This window comes from Paraburkholderia solitsugae (assembly GCF_013177695.1).
Classification (GTDB): Bacteria; Pseudomonadota; Gammaproteobacteria; order Burkholderiales; family Burkholderiaceae; genus Paraburkholderia; species Paraburkholderia solitsugae.
This window is the reverse complement of sequence record NZ_WOEY01000011.1, coordinates 17,679-32,707: the sequence shown is the minus strand read 5'-3', so window position 1 is coordinate 32,707 and position 15,029 is coordinate 17,679. Positions and strand designations below refer to the sequence as shown.

Sequence of the window (15,029 nt, the reverse complement as noted above, 5' to 3'; positions counted from 1 at the left end):
GTGTATAACTCTGTGCATAACTGAGTGCATAAGTCTGCGGCGCCCCGCTTCCCGAGCACGGCGCCGCAAGCATTCCGGGCAGCGAAAAATATTCCTGCGGCGTGGCCGATCGAGAGAACCGGCAGCGTCCAGAAACATTCAGGAAAAGGGCATAGCAAGTGATCGCGACACACATGGTGAAGACCGTTATCAATTCGAATCAGGCTTCACCGCTGTCGCATCCCGCCACCCGGCTCAGCCGGCCTTTTTCCTGCACCCCATCGCTTGCGCACGCGGCGGCGCAGCGTTCGTTTTAATCCGCGGCTATCTCCGCAACATTTCCAAGACCAGGAGCTTTGCACATGCAAACCACCGACAACGCGACGACCCGGTACGAGGGTTCACCGGCTGGCCAGGCCTTCGGCCAGACACAAGGCGCCCAGGCGCTCGCGCCGCAAGTGACCTACGCCGACTACAAGGTGATCCGTCGTAACGGCAGCGTGGTGTCGTTCGAGCCGTCGAAAATCGCCATCGCCGTGACGAAGGCATTTCTGGCCGTCAACGGTGGTCAAGGCGCGGCATCGGCTCGCGTGCGCGAACTGGTCGAGCAACTCACGCAGAACGTGGTGCGCGCACTCGTGCGCAGCCGTCCGAACGGCGGCACGTTCCATATCGAAGATATCCAGGATCAGGTTGAACTCGCGCTGATGCGCGGCGGCGAGCACAACGTCGCGCGTGCGTACGTGCTGTATCGCGAGAAGCGCACCCAGGCGCGCGGTCATGACGACCAGATCGTCGCCAACACGCCGGGTCTGAACGTCACCGACAACGGCGTGACGCGTCCGCTCGACATGGCTGCGCTGCGCGGCATCATCGAACTGGCTTGCTCGAACCTGGGCGACGCCGTGAATGCCGATCCGATCATCGCGGAAACGGTGAAGAATCTGTACGACGGCGTGCCGATGAGCCAGGTCTACGACTCGGCAATTCTGGCTGCCCGCACGATGATCGAAAAGGATCCGGCTTATAGCCAGGTCACCGCACGCATCCTGCTGCACACGATCCGCCGCGAGATCCTCGAAGAGGAAGTCACGCAGACGGAAATGGCCGACCGCTATGCCGAGTACTTCCCGCAATTCATCAAGCGCGGCATCGGCGCCGGCCTGCTCGACGACAAGCTCCAGCAGTTCGACCTGAAGCGCTTGGGCGCCGCGCTCGACAACAGCCGCGACCTGCAGTTCGGCTACCTCGGTCTGCAAACGCTGTATGACCGCTACTTCCTGCATCACGACGGCGTGCGCATCGAAATGCCGCAGGCATTCTTTATGCGTGTCGCAATGGGCCTGTCGCTGAACGAGATCGACCGCGAAGCGCGCGCCATCGAGTTCTACAACATCCTGTCGAGCTTCGACTTCATGTCGTCCACGCCGACGCTGTTCAACTCGGGCACGCATCGCTCGCAACTGTCGTCGTGCTACCTGACGACGGTCGACGACGACCTCGACGGCATCTACGAAGCGCTGAAGGAAAACGCGCTGCTGTCGAAATTCGCCGGCGGTCTGGGCAACGACTGGACGCGCGTGCGTGCTCTGGGTTCGCACATCAAGGGCACCAATGGCAAGTCGCAAGGCGTCGTGCCGTTCCTGAAGGTCGTTAACGACACGGCTGTCGCTGTGAACCAGGGCGGCAAGCGCAAGGGCGCGGTCTGCGCGTACCTGGAAACGTGGCACCTGGACATCGAGGAATTCCTCGAGCTGCGTAAGAACACCGGCGACGACCGTCGCCGTACCCACGACATGAACACGGCGAACTGGATTCCCGACCTGTTCATGAAGCGCGTGCACGAAGGCGGCGACTGGACGCTGTTCTCGCCGTCCACCTGCCCGGATCTGCACGACAAGTTCGGCGCGGAATTCGAAACGGCTTACACGGCTTACGAAGACAAGGTCGCGCGCGGCGAGATCAAGCTGTTCAAGAAGATCCCGGCGGCGCAGCTGTGGCGCAAGATGCTGGGCATGCTGTTCGAAACCGGACACCCGTGGATCACGTTCAAGGATCCGTGCAATGTGCGTTCGCCGCAACAGCACGTCGGTGTCGTCCACTCGTCGAACCTGTGCACGGAAATCACGCTGAACACCAGCGACGCCGAAATCGCCGTCTGTAACCTGGGCTCCGTGAACCTCGTCGCTCACCTGAAGGAACAGGCCGACGGCACCCTGGCGCTCGACCACGACAAGCTGAAGCGCACCGTCAGCGTCGCGATGCGCATGCTCGACAACGTGATCGACATCAACTACTACGCGGTCGCCAAGGCGCGTAACTCGAACCTGAAGCACCGTCCGGTCGGCATGGGCATCATGGGCTTCCAGGACTGCCTGCACCTGCTGCGCACGCCGTACGCGTCGCAAGAGGCGGTTGCGTTCGCCGATACGTCGATGGAAGCGGTCTGCTACTACGCGTACTACGCGTCGACGGAACTGGCGCAGGAACGCGGCCGTTACTCCAGCTACCGCGGTTCGCTGTGGGATCGCGGCATCCTCCCGCAAGACTCGGTGAAGCTGCTGGCGGAAGCGCGCGGCGGTTACGTCGAAGTCGATTCGAGCGAATCGATGGACTGGACTGAGCTGCGTTCGCGTATCGCCACCTACGGCATGCGCAACTCGAACTGCGTCGCCATCGCTCCGACGGCGACCATCTCGAACATCATCGGCGTGTCGGCCTGTATCGAACCGACGTTCCAGAACCTGTATGTGAAGTCGAATCTGTCGGGCGAATTCACGGTGGTCAACGACTACCTGGTGCGCGACCTGAAGGAACGCGGTCTGTGGGACGAAGTCATGGTCGCCGACCTGAAGTACTTCGACGGCACGCTCTCGCGCATCGACCGCATCCCGGCCGACCTGCGCGCGATCTACGCGACCGCGTTCGAACTCGATCCGGTGTGGCTGGTCGAGGCGGCTTCGCGTCGTCAGAAGTGGATCGACCAGGCGCAGTCGCTGAACATATACATGGGCGGCGCGTCGGGTAAGAAGCTCGACGAGATCTACAAGCTCGCATGGGTGCGTGGCCTGAAGACGACCTACTACCTCCGCACGATGGCGGCGACGCACGTCGAGAAGTCGACGGTGGCGCACGGCGCGCTGAACGCGGTGAGCTCGGGTGGCGGCGAAGGTTCGGGCGGTGCTGCAGGTGGCGCGGCAGGTGGCTTCGGCGCGAGCGGCGGTGCAGCTTCGGGCGGCATCCAGGCAGCAGCGGCAGCACCGGCAGTGGCAGTTGAAGCGGCGCCGGAAGCGGATGGTCCGGTGTGCATGATGCGTCCGGGCGATCCGGGTTTCGACGAGTGCGAGGCTTGTCAGTAAAACCTGGCGAGCGCGAAGCAGGCAGCAGGATCGCTGCGTGGCGAGGGTTGTAGGTAAAGACCCGCATGCAGCGATCAGCAAGCCTGGTAGAAGTGATGCAGAAACGAAGTAGATGAGCGGCGCGGCGAAACGAAATTGAAGTCGCGCCGCTCGTCGAAAAGCAGCGAAGCATGGCAAGCAACTGAAGTCGTGAAGCGGTAAGCAAGTGATAGATGACGCAGTCAGCAGTCGGCAGCACAGACGAAGCGCTCGACATGAAGCGCTCAGCAAACGCTCCGGTCGATGGTCGAACGACACAGCCGGCCAGATGCATCGCTCGATATTGCATTGAGCTTCACCTCGCTAGCACTGACGGACAGGGAACCGCGAGGCACCCACGAGGCAAACGCCACGTCAGCAAGACAGCAGGATGCAATCGCAAAACGCCTCAAGCACGCTCCGCAATACAGATAGATAGAGCAGCGAAACGTCGCTTTAACACGTTGCTCTTCGAGCTCGCGAAGCACCTCGACGACACACGTTCAACACGCTTCACATGAGGCGACACACACAGTCTGTTGAACAAAGTGTTGTATGAACGTAGCAACGCGAATCGAAAACAGGATTTTTCATCAGCGAACTCTTTTATCGCTCGTGAAAAGATGGTACAAACCGTTCTAAATTGATGGTGACATTTATGCTCAACTGGGATGACGAGATCACTGCCGTAACTCCCTCGAGCGCTACGCAACAGAATGTGTTGCGCAACGCTGCGGGATCGGCTGTCGGTTCGCAAGTCGGAACGCGTTCCGCTCCTCACGCTCCCTCGGCTCAAGACATCTTCGCGAACGACATCGCTGTCGCTCCCGTCGCTCCCGCTTCCGGAACGGCTGCCGTTTCCGAAGCGCGGGTCAATGTCGCCGACAAGCGCATCATCAACGGCCAGACCGACGTCAATCAGTTGGTGCCGTTCAAATACAAGTGGGCCTGGGAAAAGTATCTGGCGGGTTGCGCCAACCACTGGATGCCGCAAGAAGTGAACATGTCGCGCGACATCGCCCTCTGGAAAGACCCGAACGGTCTGACCGAAGACGAGCGCCGCATCGTCAAGCGCAACCTGGGCTTCTTCGTGACGGCGGATTCGCTGGCCGCCAACAACATCGTGCTGGGCACCTACCGCCACATCACGGCGCCCGAATGCCGCCAGTTCCTGCTGCGCCAGGCGTTCGAAGAGGCGATCCACACGCACGCTTACCAGTACATCGTCGAATCGCTGGGCCTCGACGAAGGCGAAATCTTCAACGCGTATCACGAGGTTTCCTCGATCCGCGCGAAAGACGAATTCCTGATTCCGTTCATCCATACGCTGACCGACCCGGCCTTCAAGACCGGCACGCTCGAAGCAGACCAAACCCTGCTGCGCTCGCTGATCGTGTTCGCCTGTGTGATGGAAGGCCTGTTCTTCTACGTCGGCTTTACGCAAATCCTGGCGCTCGGCCGTCAGAACAAGATGACCGGCGCGGCGGAACAGTACCAATACATCCTGCGCGACGAGTCGATGCACTGCAATTTCGGCATCGACCTGATCAACCAGATCAAACTCGAAAACCCGCAACTCTGGACGGCTGAGTTCCGCGCGGAAATCCGCGAGATCTTCCAGCAAGCGGTCGAACTTGAATATCGTTACGCAGAAGATACGATGCCGCGCGGGGTGCTCGGCCTCAATGCGTCGATGTTCAAGAGCTATCTGCGCTTCATCTGCAACCGCCGTTGCCAGCAGATCGGTCTCGATCCGCTGTACCCGAACGAGGAAAACCCGTTCCCGTGGATGAGCGAGATGATCGACCTGAAGAAGGAACGCAACTTCTTCGAGACGCGAGTGATCGAATATCAGACTGGCGGCGCGCTGACCTGGGAGTGATCCGGGTTCGTGTCGCAGATGCATTCTTTGATGGGGATGCCGGCGGGCTTCGGCCGCGGCAATTTAGTTAGGAGCAGAACCGCCTGATGCAAATCGTGCCCGGTGCGCCGCGTGCCTTCGCGGCCCACAAACATGGCTGGCACTTTGCGAACCCTTCAGTGGGATGGGCAAACTTCCCCCCGGAAAAAGCCGCTGGCGTTAGCGCCGGCGGCCTGATCAAGCAATTGCCGGTGCTGAGATCCAGCATCGACCAGATCTGGCGCGCGGTGCCCATTGGCACCGCGCGCCTTACCGCATTCATTAGCGTAAGCGCGCAGCACCTGCGTACGCCGATGAATAGCCCGCTTCGTAGCGCGCGCCCTGAGAAGCGTCCGCGGGAAGCGGGTTTTGACGAAGGGTGTAGTTTGAACTGACTCTCATCTGAAAACCTGAAGGAGAAAAATGATGGCAACTGCAAAGAAAGCGGCAGCTAAGAAACCCGCAGCCAAGAAGGTTGTAGCAAAGAAGGCTGCGCCGGCTAAGAAGGCTGCACCGGCTAAGAAAGTCGCTGCCAAGAAAGTCGCAGTGAAGAAGGTTGCAGCAAAGAAGGCAGCACCGGCTAAGAAGGTTGCAGCGAAGAAAGCTGCTCCGGCCAAGAAGGTTGCAGCCAAGAAAGTCGCAGTGAAGAAGGTTGCAGCGAAGAAGGCAGCACCGGCAAAGAAAGCAGCGCCGGCTAAGAAGGCCGCAGTGAAGAAGGTTGCAGCAAAGAAGGCAGCACCGGCAAAGAAGGCCGCAGCAAAGAAGGCCGCGCCGGCTAAGAAGGCTGCTGCCAAGAAGGCTGCGCCTGCCAAGAAGGCTGCTGCCAAGAAAGCTGCGCCTGCGAAAAAGGCTGCTGCTAAAAAGGCTGCGCCTGCCAAGAAGGCTGCCGCGAAGAAGGCCGCTGCTCCTGCCAAGAAGGCTGCCCCTGCGAAGAAGGCTGTCGCCAAGAAGGCGGCTCCTGCACCCGCTGCGACTTCTGTCTCGAGCGCAGCACCGGCGGCGACGGTGAAGACCGCGCTGAACCCGGCAGCAGCATGGCCGTTCCCGACGGGCAGCCGTCCGTAATTTGGACGATAAGCGGTAGAAGTACTTCGACACGTCGTACCCAGTGTCGATGATCGAGTAGCGCTTAAGTAGCATGACCGAGCGCTACTCGGTCAGGGTCCCGTTGCCGGGTTTCTGGCGACGGGATTTTTTTTGGATCTCGCGAAAGCGTCCGCTTCAACGAACGACTTCAAAACCAGCAGGCGAAAAAAACGCATGCACAGGGAGGGCATGCGTTTGAGGTCGCCGCGGCGGCGCGTGAAGCGCGACCGCGCGAGAGGGGAAACTTAGTGCGTGACGCGGGTGACGCCGCCGCTGGAGAGCAGTCGCACGCGGTCGCCGGCGCGGAAGATCTCGCCGGTGGCACTTTGCGTGATCGCGCGCATATCGCCGTTATCGAGTCGCACGGTGATCTCGAGACCGTCGTGCACCGCGACGCCGTTCTCGACCGCATTGCCTGCCACCGCGCCGGCCAGGCCGCCGATGATGCCCGTCACGATCGAGCCACGCCCGCCGCCGATCGCGCTGCCGGCCACCGCACCCAACGCGCCGCCGCCGATCGCGCCCAGCCCGCTCGACTGACCGTTGTTCGAACTGATCTTCACGGCCCGAACGCTGTCGACCGTGGCCATGCGAACCGTCTCTTCGCGCTGTGCCTGCGACGCCGTGTAGACGTCCGCAGAGCTGCTGTTGTATGCACACCCCGACATGGCCAGCGAACCGGCAATTAAAGCGGTCACGACCAGGCGACTCGTTGTTCTCATTCCCTAACTCCAATAGCTTGCGGTATTACGGCAGGTCGTATTCGAACGCCTGCTTGAACCGTTCGTTGATCTCCGCCCGGCTGGGCGCGTAGTTTTGCGGGCCTTGGTGTTCGATCTTCAGCGCGCCCATCAGGCTCGCCAGACGCCCGGTGGTCGCCCAGCCAAGCTTGTTCTCGATGCCGTACAACAAGCCGCCGCGGAACGCGTCGCCGCAGCCTGTAGGATCAAGCACTTGCTGTGCCTTGACCGCCGGAATCTCTTCGACGCCGCCGGCATGATGGATCTGCGCGCCTTGGTCGCCGAGCGTGATAATCAGCGCTTCGACCTTGCCGGCGATCTCATCGATCGACCAACCCGTTTTGTTGCTCACCAGTTTGGCTTCGTAATCGTTGACAGCTACGTAAGTAGCAAGTTCAATCATACGGCGCAGTGACGCACCGTCGAAGAGCGGCAAACCTTGGCCCGGATCGAAGATAAACGGCACGCCGGCCGCTGCCAGGCGCTCGGAATGCTGGACCATGGCGTCGTAACCATCCGGCCCGACGATGCCGAGCGTGATGCCCTTCGCTTCGTCCGCGCGGTTCAGATGCGCCTGCATCATCGCGCCCGGATGGAACGCGGTGATCTGATTGTTTTCAAGGTCGGTGGTGATCATCGCCTGGGCCGAATAGGTATCCGGCACCACCAGCACGTTCTCCGTCGACAGGCCGAGTTGCGCAAAGCGGTCCATGTAGCGCTGCGCGTCGATCGCGCCGAGCGCGCCCATGATGCGCGCGTTGCCACCCAGCAGATGCAGCGAGTAGGCAATGTTGCCTGCGCAGCCGCCGAATTCGCGGCGCATCGTCGGTACGAGGAAGCTCACATTCAGGATGTGGACCTGCTCCGGCAGGATGTGCTCCCGAAAGCGGCCTTCGAAGGTCATGATGTTGTCGTAGGCGAGCGAGCCGCAAATCAGCGTAGCCAAGGTGAGCGTTCCTGTAAAAGTCGATAAAGAAAATGGGCGCGACGATGCGACAGCGCCGCGCATGAAGCGCGGCGCCGGGGTTCGTGCGCGAAGGTTTTACTTCAGCGCGGCGAGTGCTGCGTCGTAGTTCGGTTCGTTCTTGATTTCGCCGACCAGTTCAGCGTGCACGACCTTGTTGTTTTCGTCGACGACCACCACGGCGCGTGCCGTCAGACCCGTCAGCGGGCCGCTCGTCACGTCGACGCCGTAGGCTTGTGCGAACTCATGGCCGCGGAACGTGGATGCCGTGACGACGTTCTCGATGCCTTCGGTCGTGCAGAAGCGCGATGCGGCGAACGGCAGATCACCCGACACGACGATCACAGCCGTGTTGCTCAGCTTGGCCGCGGCCTCGTTGAACTTGCGAGTCGACGTGGCGCAGGTCGGCGTGTCGAGGCTCGGGACGATGTTCAGCACTTTGCGCTTGCCGGCGAAGTCTGCCAGCGACACCGGCTTCAGATCCTTGCCCACCAGCGAGAAGGCGGGGGCGTTCTGGCCCACGGTCGGGAACGTGCCGGCTACTTCAATCGGGTTGCCACCCAGCGTAACTTGACTCATGTTGTCGTGCTCCGAAAATTCGTCAGTAATGACGGTGAACACGCCCGGTCAGTGCCGGGCGCGCGAGGATGCGTTACGGATAAAAAATCTGTACGCGGAAATTGGACGCGACCGCGTTGCCCGTGTCGAGATGAACGATCATGGTCTGGGTCGTGTGCGCCGGCAGGCCGGCTGCGATCGGCGTGCCGGGTGCGACGTAGTCTTGTGGCCACAGCACGCGCCGCACGGCGACATTGTTCTGGTCGTCGAGCAGCGTGAGTTCGATGGCCGGGTAGGCCAGCGCAACATTGAAGCGGTTGCGCAGCGGCATCCTCAGTTCGAGCTTGTGCGGGCCGTCGATCTGCCGCAGATCGGACGGCTCGACCTGCAAACCGTCGATATCGTGCGGCGGCGTGATCTGGCAGCCGAGCTGAGCGCAGGCCTTTGCGTAGAGCGTCTGTGAACGTGGGAAGTAGACCTGCACGGTTTCACGCTGCCACCAGGCGAGTTGCGCGAGCAGGGCGATAACCAGCAACGTTGCGACCACCGAGCCGGCGATGATCCAGCCGAGGCGCCGCGGTTCGGCCGGGCGCGTTTCACGCACCACCGGGAAGGGATCGATACCGTCATGCACCGGCTGGACCGCGAAAGGTTCGCCGCTTGATCCGAATGTGGCGGGTCCGTGGCCACTGGGGCCGCCTGTGTCTGAGCCGCTGCCTGCGCCGAGGCCATCCGCGCCGGCTGCACCTAAGCCGGCCCCACCTCCGGCCCCACCTAAGCTGGCCGCACCAAAATGCGGTTCATTGTCAGGAATGCCATGCAAGGTGGCCGGCTCGTTCAGAACCGGTTCTTCAGCGTCAGCAAGATGTTCAGAAGGGCGCTCGGTCTTGTGCCAGACCCGCGGCGCCGCCTCTGCTGGCGGATTCGCCTGGTGAGCGAAAGGCTCACGCGGAACGTCCGCAGGCGCGTCGGCCTCGTAGGCGTAGGGTTCGCGCGGCGCGTCTGCGAGAATGGGTTCGTTGTCCGGAGGAACCGGCGTGGTGAAGGCGCTGGCCGGCAGTTCCGGCTCGGTAGCATGACGCGGCGTGACCGCGACGCCTGCACCGGTGGAGATCGCCGTAAGCGGTAGATTGCTGGCGTTGTGAAGCAGGCGGTTGTCGATCGCGGCGTCGGGCGCCGGTGCCCACGGATTCCAGGCTTCGGCGCTGAAATCGGGGCCCTTGGGGCGTACGCCGGACAACGCCTCGATCGCCGCAGCCGCGGCAACCGGCTTGGCAGTGGAGAAGTCGCCCCCTTCGTTCAGTTCGAACAGGCTGCTCGACGCGTCGAATACTTCATGACAATACCCGCAACGCACGAGGCCACGGCGCAGCGCGAGCTGCGCCGGTTGCAGGCGGAAGACGGTTTCGCAGAAGGGGCAACGCGTTGCCAGGAGCATATTGAGCCGGTAAGCCGAAAGGCTGTTGGTTGGACAATACGCATTATTCTAATGGCTTTCGCGGCGTGTTCCCGTTAGACATACCCAACCTTCGTGTTCGCGCCATACGGCGATATCGATCCATCGTGCATAGACCTGTGCCACTTCGTCCGCCTGGCGCGCCAGGATGCCTGACAGCGCGATCCGGCCGCCCGGTTTGACCTTCGACGACAACATCGATGCCATGAGTTTCAGCGGATTGGACAGGATATTGGCGACCACGATGTCGAACTCACCGGTGGGGCATTCGTCAGGCAAACCGTACGTGACTTCCGCCCGGTTGCGCTCGCTGTTGTGACGCGCCGATTCGACCGCTTGCGGGTCAATATCGATGCCGTACACGGGATTGGCGCCGCACTTCTTCGCGAGGATCGCAAGGATGCCCGAGCCGCAGCCGTAGTCGAGCACGGATTGCTCCGGCTTCACCGATTGCTCCAGCCACTCCATACACAGGCGTGTAGTGGGATGGCTGCCGGTTCCGAATGCGAGGCCGGGATCGAGTTCCAGCACGAGTGCGTCAGGGTCCGGTGCATCGTGCCACGAGGGCACGACCCAGATGCGCTCGCCGATTGGAATCGGATCGAATTGAGATTGCGTGAGACGTACCCAATCCTGCTCTTCGACTTCACGCACGGTAAACGATGGTGCGGGATCGAGGCCGAGCTCATTGGCCGCTGCGGTGAGCAGCACGGCCGGCTCGTGGTCCGGCGCGAGCAGCGCGATCACGCGCGAGCGCTGCCATGCGGCGCGATCCGGCGTGAGACCGGGCTCGCCGAACAGCGGCTGTTCGTCGGGTGTGTCGGCATCCGCATCTTCAACCGATACGGACAGCGCACCCAACTCGAGCAACGCGTCGGAGAACTCCTCCGCGTGCTCGCGTGCCAGCTCGGCGATCAGTTCCCGGTAGCTCATGACTTACGCTTCTTCCGGCGCGGCCTGCTGCTTCGCGGCCAACCGGTTTTCGAGGTAGTGAATGCTGGTGCCGCCTTCGACGAACTTCGCGTCCAGCATCAGCTCGCGGTGCAGCGGGATGTTGGTCTGAATGCCTTCGACCACCATTTCCGACAGCGCGATGCGCATCCGCTTGATCGCCTGTTCGCGCGTCGCGCCGTAAGCGATCAGCTTGCCGATCATCGAATCATAGTTCGGCGGCACGAAATAGCCATTGTAGGCGTGCGAATCGACGCGGATGCCGGGGCCGCCCGGCATGTGCCACGACGTCAAACGTCCCGGCGACGGCGTGAACTTGAACGGATCTTCCGCGTTGATCCGGCATTCGATCGCATGGCCCTTGAACACGATGTCGCGCTGGCGGAAGGCGAGCTTCTCGCCCGCTGCGATGCGAATCTGTTCCTGCACGATGTCGACGCCGGTGATCAGCTCGGTCACCGGATGCTCGACCTGCACGCGCGTGTTCATTTCGATGAAATAGAACTCGCCGTTTTCGTACAGGAACTCGAACGTGCCCGCGCCGAGGTAGCCCATCTTCTTGCAGGCGTCCGCGCAGCGATCGCCGATGCGGTCGATCAGGCGGCGCGCGATGCCCGGCGCCGGCGCTTCTTCGATCACTTTCTGGTGACGGCGCTGCATCGAGCAATCGCGCTCGCCCAGCCAGACCGCGTTCTTGAACGAGTCGGACAGGATCTGGATTTCGATGTGCCGCGGGTTCTCCAGGAATTTCTCCATGTAGACCTGCGGATTGCCGAAGGCACGGCCGGCTTCTTCGCGCGTCATGTTGACCGCGTTGACCAGCGCCGCTTCGGTGTGGACCACGCGCATGCCGCGACCACCGCCGCCGCCGGCGGCCTTGATGATCACCGGATAGCCGACCTGGCGCGCAATTTTCACGATCTCTTTCGGATCTTCCGGCAATGCGCCTTCAGAACCCGGCACGCAAGGCACGCCGGTTTTGATCATGGTTTGCTTGGCCGTCACCTTGTCGCCCATCATCCGGATGGTTTCCGGGCGCGGGCCGATGAAGGTGAAGCCGGACTGCTCGACGCGTTCGGCGAAGTCGGCGTTTTCCGACAGGAAGCCGTAGCCGGGGTGGATCGCTTCGGCGTCTGTCACTTCTGCCGCGCTGATCAGCGCCGGCATGTTCAGGTAGCTCAGATTCGAAGGCGCCGGGCCGATACAGACCGCCTCGTCGGCGAGCTTCACGTACTTGGCTTCCTTGTCGGCTTCCGAATAGACGACGACCGTCTTGACGCCGAGTTCGCGGCAGGCGCGCTGGATACGAAGCGCGATCTCACCACGATTGGCAATAAGGATTTTTTCAAACATAGCGGGTTTTCGACTCATCAATGGGCGCCGGGTTGTTCACAACCCAGGCTGCCTCAGAGGATCGGTCGCGCGCCCCGGGAGGGCAGGCGCGCGGGCGGCAAGCGCAAAAAAAGCGCAAAACGTGCCGCGTTAGCCGACCACGAACAACGGTTGGCCGTACTCGACTGCCTGGCCGTTTTCGACGAGGATTTCCTTCACCACGCCGGACTTGTCCGACTCGATTTCGTTGAGCAGCTTCATCGCTTCAATGATGCAGATCGTCTGGCCTTCCTTGACCGTGTCGCCCACCTGGACGAACGGATCGGCGCCCGGCGACGGTGCGCGATAGAAGGTGCCGACCATCGGCGAGGTCACCACGTGGCCTTGCGGCGCGGCGACGACCGGCACAGCCGGGGCGCCCGCTGCTGCAGCCGGCGTTTCGCTGCCCACCATCGGTGCCGGCTGGGCATATTGCGGCGCATACGAAGCGGACGGTTGCACGTAAACCGGCGGCGCATTCTTGACGATGCGGACCTTGCCTTCGCCTTCGGTCACTTCGAGTTCGGAAATACCGGACTCCGAGACGAGGTCGATCAGAGTTTTCAGTTTACGTAGATCCATCAGGAAGCCCCTTTCAATGCGTAAAGTGCCGGCGCGTACGCAGCCGGCGCAAATTAGACGTGTTTGGAATCAGCCGCGCGACGAGCCGGCGGACAGCCGGTCGAGCGCGAATTCGAGTGCGTACAGGTATCCCTTCCAGCCGAGGCCGCAAATGACACCCTCAGCCTGGTCGGAGAAATACGAGTGATGCCGGAACGGTTCGCGGCGATGTACGTTCGACAGATGAATCTCGACGAACGGGATGCCGACCCCCGCCAGTGCGTCCCGAATGGCCACGCTGGTGTGCGTGTACGCGGCGGGATTGATCAGTATGAAATCGGTTTTCTCAGTCCGGGCGGATTGGATGCGATCGACGAGCGCGCCTTCATGATTGCTCTGCAACGACGCGAGTTCGACGCCTGCATCCGCAGCGCGGTCCGCCAGTGCCTGATCGATCTGCGGCAACGTTACACGGCCATAGACCTCGGGTTCCCGGGTGCCGAGAAGGTTGAGGTTGGGTCCGTGCAGTACCAGCAGTCGCGTCATGGTCGCTTCTTTTTCCGTGGAATTGGGCGCACTTTAGCGCTGATTAGAGAAACTTGTCTAGTTTCCTGCGCGTTCGGAACGGCGTCAGCGATCTTTCGCCGCTTCTCCGGGCACCCATCTTCTCTCAAATTTGAGCGATTTGCGCGTAATTTCGCGCCTTTTGCCCCTATCTGATCGTCAAAAGAATGTGAAATTTAGAGCGCGTCGAGCGTCTGTTTCAGCGCTTGCGGGTCGATTTGTCCTAATTTTGTCGAGCGGATGTTGCCTTTCGCGTCGATTACGACGGTAAAGGGTAGTGCACCGGCCGTATTGCCGAACGCGCGCGCGAGGTCGGCGCCTCCGAACCCGGTCACATAGACTGGGTAGGCGACTTTCACCTTTTGCAGGAACGCCTGCACGTTTTTATCCGAATCGACGCCAAGTCCTACGAACTGGATCCCTTTCTTTGCATAATCGCGCTGAAGTTGCGACAGAGCGGGCATCTCTTCGACGCACGGTCCGCACCACGACGCCCAGAAGTTGACGACGATTGGGTGACCTTTAAGCAAACTTAGCGATTGCGGCTTGCCGTCGACATTCGTGACGGGCGCGGCCCAAAGTTGCTCGACGGCGCTTTGCGTGGAACCGGGTTGCGCCGCATGGGCGACTTCCGGACTTCCGTTCAGCCAATGATTGGCCAGCACTCCGCCGCCCGCAGCGGCGATCGCGACAAGCATGCCTGCCAGAATCCGTCTCGTGTTCATTCCAGGTCTGTCTAATTAGTTGAAGGGGTGACGTTGCTATTGTCGAGGAGCGCCTGGACCGCCTGCTGATTTGCCCGCGCAGTGCGGCCGCGCGCGTCGGCCCGTACCGCGCCGCGCAAGTCGTCGGTTTCGTACAGGGCCACGTGAACGCCGGCCGGCTCCGCGTCGCGCCCTTCGTTCGTGGGGCGCCAGAGGAAGCTCAGCGTCTCGACGTAGCCGCGACCGGCAAAATGCCGCGTCTCCGAGACGTCGTACTGAATGTTGGCGTTCAGAAAGTAGATCGCGACTTCTTTCGGATTGTCGCAGAACACCTGAAGATGAATATCAGAGTGTTCGCCGGCCGTGCCGCCAAGCACCGCACCAGTCAGATACGGATTGAACGGCGCAAGCCGCTCCATCCAGTCGATCGCAATGCGGCGCAGCCGCCGCAACAGGGCCGGCTGGCTATCACCTTGGAAAAGCGACTGATACTCACGGATTTCTTCTTCGATCTGATCATTATCTGGCAGCCATTCTCCGGCAACACGGCTCTCGCCGACTACTTGCCGTGCCGCTTTACGCTTGGCCGTTGCGTAGTCCAGACCGTCTTCAGCGATCATCCTGGCAGCCGCGATGGCGATTTCCTCGCGCACGCGCTGCGGATCGAAATGTGATTTGCGAACCATCTCTCAATCATACTAGAGATTGATGACAGCCCTTTCTGGGCGGTTCGCGCCGGGTGCTTCGCGTCGGCGAGGCGGGCGGCCACCTTCGCGGCCCCCGCGCATAGGGCGATGGAAAGGCGTCGGTTACAATAG

14 protein-coding genes are annotated in these 15,029 nt (G+C 61.6%); 4 read left to right on the top strand and 10 right to left on the bottom strand.

All coding sequences use genetic code 11. From position 1 onward, the window contains the following. Positions 1-341: 341 nt before the first annotated feature. The 4 genes from GNZ12_RS01930 (at position 342) to GNZ12_RS01915 (ending at position 6,321) form a co-directional block, all read left to right on the top strand. Complete coding sequence (locus GNZ12_RS01930) at positions 342-3,338, top strand: ribonucleoside-diphosphate reductase subunit alpha (protein WP_172308753.1); 2,997 nt, start codon at positions 342-344, stop codon at positions 3,336-3,338. A 676-nt stretch (positions 3,339-4,014) separates the two neighbouring features. After that, positions 4,015-5,238 (top strand): ribonucleotide-diphosphate reductase subunit beta, encoded by a 1,224-nt coding sequence (locus GNZ12_RS01925; protein ID WP_172308752.1) that lies wholly within the window; start codon positions 4,015-4,017, stop codon positions 5,236-5,238. Positions 5,239-5,324: 86 nt separating this feature from the next. Further along, a complete protein-coding gene (locus GNZ12_RS01920; RefSeq protein ID WP_172308751.1) occupies positions 5,325-5,651 on the top strand; it encodes a hypothetical protein in 327 nt (108 codons plus the stop codon). Positions 5,652-5,682: 31 nt separating this feature from the next. After that, positions 5,683-6,321: a histone H1-like DNA-binding protein gene (locus GNZ12_RS01915; protein WP_172308750.1), complete on the top strand. Its 639-nt coding sequence runs from the start codon at positions 5,683-5,685 to the stop codon at positions 6,319-6,321. Positions 6,322-6,587: 266 nt separating this feature from the next. On the opposite strand, the gene GNZ12_RS01910 is transcribed toward GNZ12_RS01915, so the two are convergent. The 10 genes from GNZ12_RS01910 to GNZ12_RS01865 form a co-directional block, all read right to left on the bottom strand. Further along, on the bottom strand, positions 6,588-7,064 hold the full coding sequence (locus GNZ12_RS01910) for an outer membrane lipoprotein (protein WP_172308749.1): 477 nt from the start codon (positions 7,062-7,064) through the stop codon (positions 6,588-6,590). 25 nt (positions 7,065-7,089) lie between these two features. Continuing rightward, the gene (locus GNZ12_RS01905) at positions 7,090-8,028 is read right to left on the bottom strand and encodes a carbohydrate kinase family protein (RefSeq protein ID WP_172308748.1); all 939 of its coding nucleotides are present in this window, start codon (positions 8,026-8,028) and stop codon (positions 7,090-7,092) included. A gap of 96 nt (positions 8,029-8,124) precedes the next feature. Further along, entirely contained in the window at positions 8,125-8,625 is a 501-nt protein-coding gene (gene tpx, locus GNZ12_RS01900) for a thiol peroxidase (protein WP_172308747.1), read from the bottom strand. A 73-nt stretch (positions 8,626-8,698) separates the two neighbouring features. Then, a complete protein-coding gene (locus tag GNZ12_RS01895; RefSeq protein WP_172308746.1) occupies positions 8,699-10,042 on the bottom strand; it encodes a zinc-ribbon and DUF3426 domain-containing protein in 1,344 nt (447 codons plus the stop codon). 48 nt (positions 10,043-10,090) lie between these two features. Then, complete coding sequence (prmA, locus tag GNZ12_RS01890; RefSeq protein WP_172308745.1) at positions 10,091-10,993, bottom strand: 50S ribosomal protein L11 methyltransferase; 903 nt, start codon at positions 10,991-10,993, stop codon at positions 10,091-10,093. Between the two features lie 3 nt (positions 10,994-10,996). Then, positions 10,997-12,364 carry an acetyl-CoA carboxylase biotin carboxylase subunit gene (gene accC, locus GNZ12_RS01885; RefSeq protein ID WP_054040733.1) on the bottom strand — a complete coding sequence of 456 codons (1,368 nt, stop codon included), beginning with the start codon at positions 12,362-12,364 and terminating at the stop codon, positions 10,997-10,999. Between the two features lie 129 nt (positions 12,365-12,493). Continuing rightward, positions 12,494-12,964, bottom strand: coding sequence for an acetyl-CoA carboxylase biotin carboxyl carrier protein (accB, locus tag GNZ12_RS01880; protein WP_172308744.1), 471 nt, complete (start codon positions 12,962-12,964; stop codon positions 12,494-12,496). 69 nt (positions 12,965-13,033) lie between these two features. Beyond that, on the bottom strand, positions 13,034-13,489 hold the full coding sequence (aroQ, locus tag GNZ12_RS01875; RefSeq protein ID WP_172308743.1) for a type II 3-dehydroquinate dehydratase: 456 nt from the start codon (positions 13,487-13,489) through the stop codon (positions 13,034-13,036). Between the two features lie 194 nt (positions 13,490-13,683). Beyond that, entirely contained in the window at positions 13,684-14,232 is a 549-nt protein-coding gene (locus GNZ12_RS01870; protein WP_172308742.1) for a TlpA family protein disulfide reductase, read from the bottom strand. Positions 14,233-14,243: 11 nt separating this feature from the next. Further along, the gene (locus GNZ12_RS01865; protein ID WP_074282170.1) at positions 14,244-14,897 is read right to left on the bottom strand and encodes a UDP-N-acetylmuramate--alanine ligase; all 654 of its coding nucleotides are present in this window, start codon (positions 14,895-14,897) and stop codon (positions 14,244-14,246) included. Positions 14,898-15,029: the final 132 nt, after the last annotated feature.

Coding starts and splice junctions, on each gene's coding strand:
- GNZ12_RS01930 (WP_172308753.1), top strand. CDS start 342: ATGCAAACCACCGACAACGCGACGACCCGGTACGAGGGTTCACCGGCT.
- GNZ12_RS01925 (WP_172308752.1), top strand. CDS start 4,015: ATGCTCAACTGGGATGACGAGATCACTGCCGTAACTCCCTCGAGCGCT.
- GNZ12_RS01920 (WP_172308751.1), top strand. CDS start 5,325: ATGCAAATCGTGCCCGGTGCGCCGCGTGCCTTCGCGGCCCACAAACAT.
- GNZ12_RS01915 (WP_172308750.1), top strand. CDS start 5,683: ATGGCAACTGCAAAGAAAGCGGCAGCTAAGAAACCCGCAGCCAAGAAG.
- GNZ12_RS01910 (WP_172308749.1), bottom strand. CDS start 7,064: ATGAGAACAACGAGTCGCCTGGTCGTGACCGCTTTAATTGCCGGTTCG.
- tpx (WP_172308747.1), bottom strand. CDS start 8,625: ATGAGTCAAGTTACGCTGGGTGGCAACCCGATTGAAGTAGCCGGCACG.
- GNZ12_RS01895 (WP_172308746.1), bottom strand. CDS start 10,042: ATGCTCCTGGCAACGCGTTGCCCCTTCTGCGAAACCGTCTTCCGCCTG.
- prmA (WP_172308745.1), bottom strand. CDS start 10,993: ATGAGCTACCGGGAACTGATCGCCGAGCTGGCACGCGAGCACGCGGAG.
- accC (WP_054040733.1), bottom strand. CDS start 12,364: ATGTTTGAAAAAATCCTTATTGCCAATCGTGGTGAGATCGCGCTTCGT.
- accB (WP_172308744.1), bottom strand. CDS start 12,964: ATGGATCTACGTAAACTGAAAACTCTGATCGACCTCGTCTCGGAGTCC.
- aroQ (WP_172308743.1), bottom strand. CDS start 13,489: ATGACGCGACTGCTGGTACTGCACGGACCCAACCTCAACCTTCTCGGC.
- GNZ12_RS01870 (WP_172308742.1), bottom strand. CDS start 14,232: ATGAACACGAGACGGATTCTGGCAGGCATGCTTGTCGCGATCGCCGCT.
- GNZ12_RS01865 (WP_074282170.1), bottom strand. CDS start 14,897: ATGGTTCGCAAATCACATTTCGATCCGCAGCGCGTGCGCGAGGAAATC.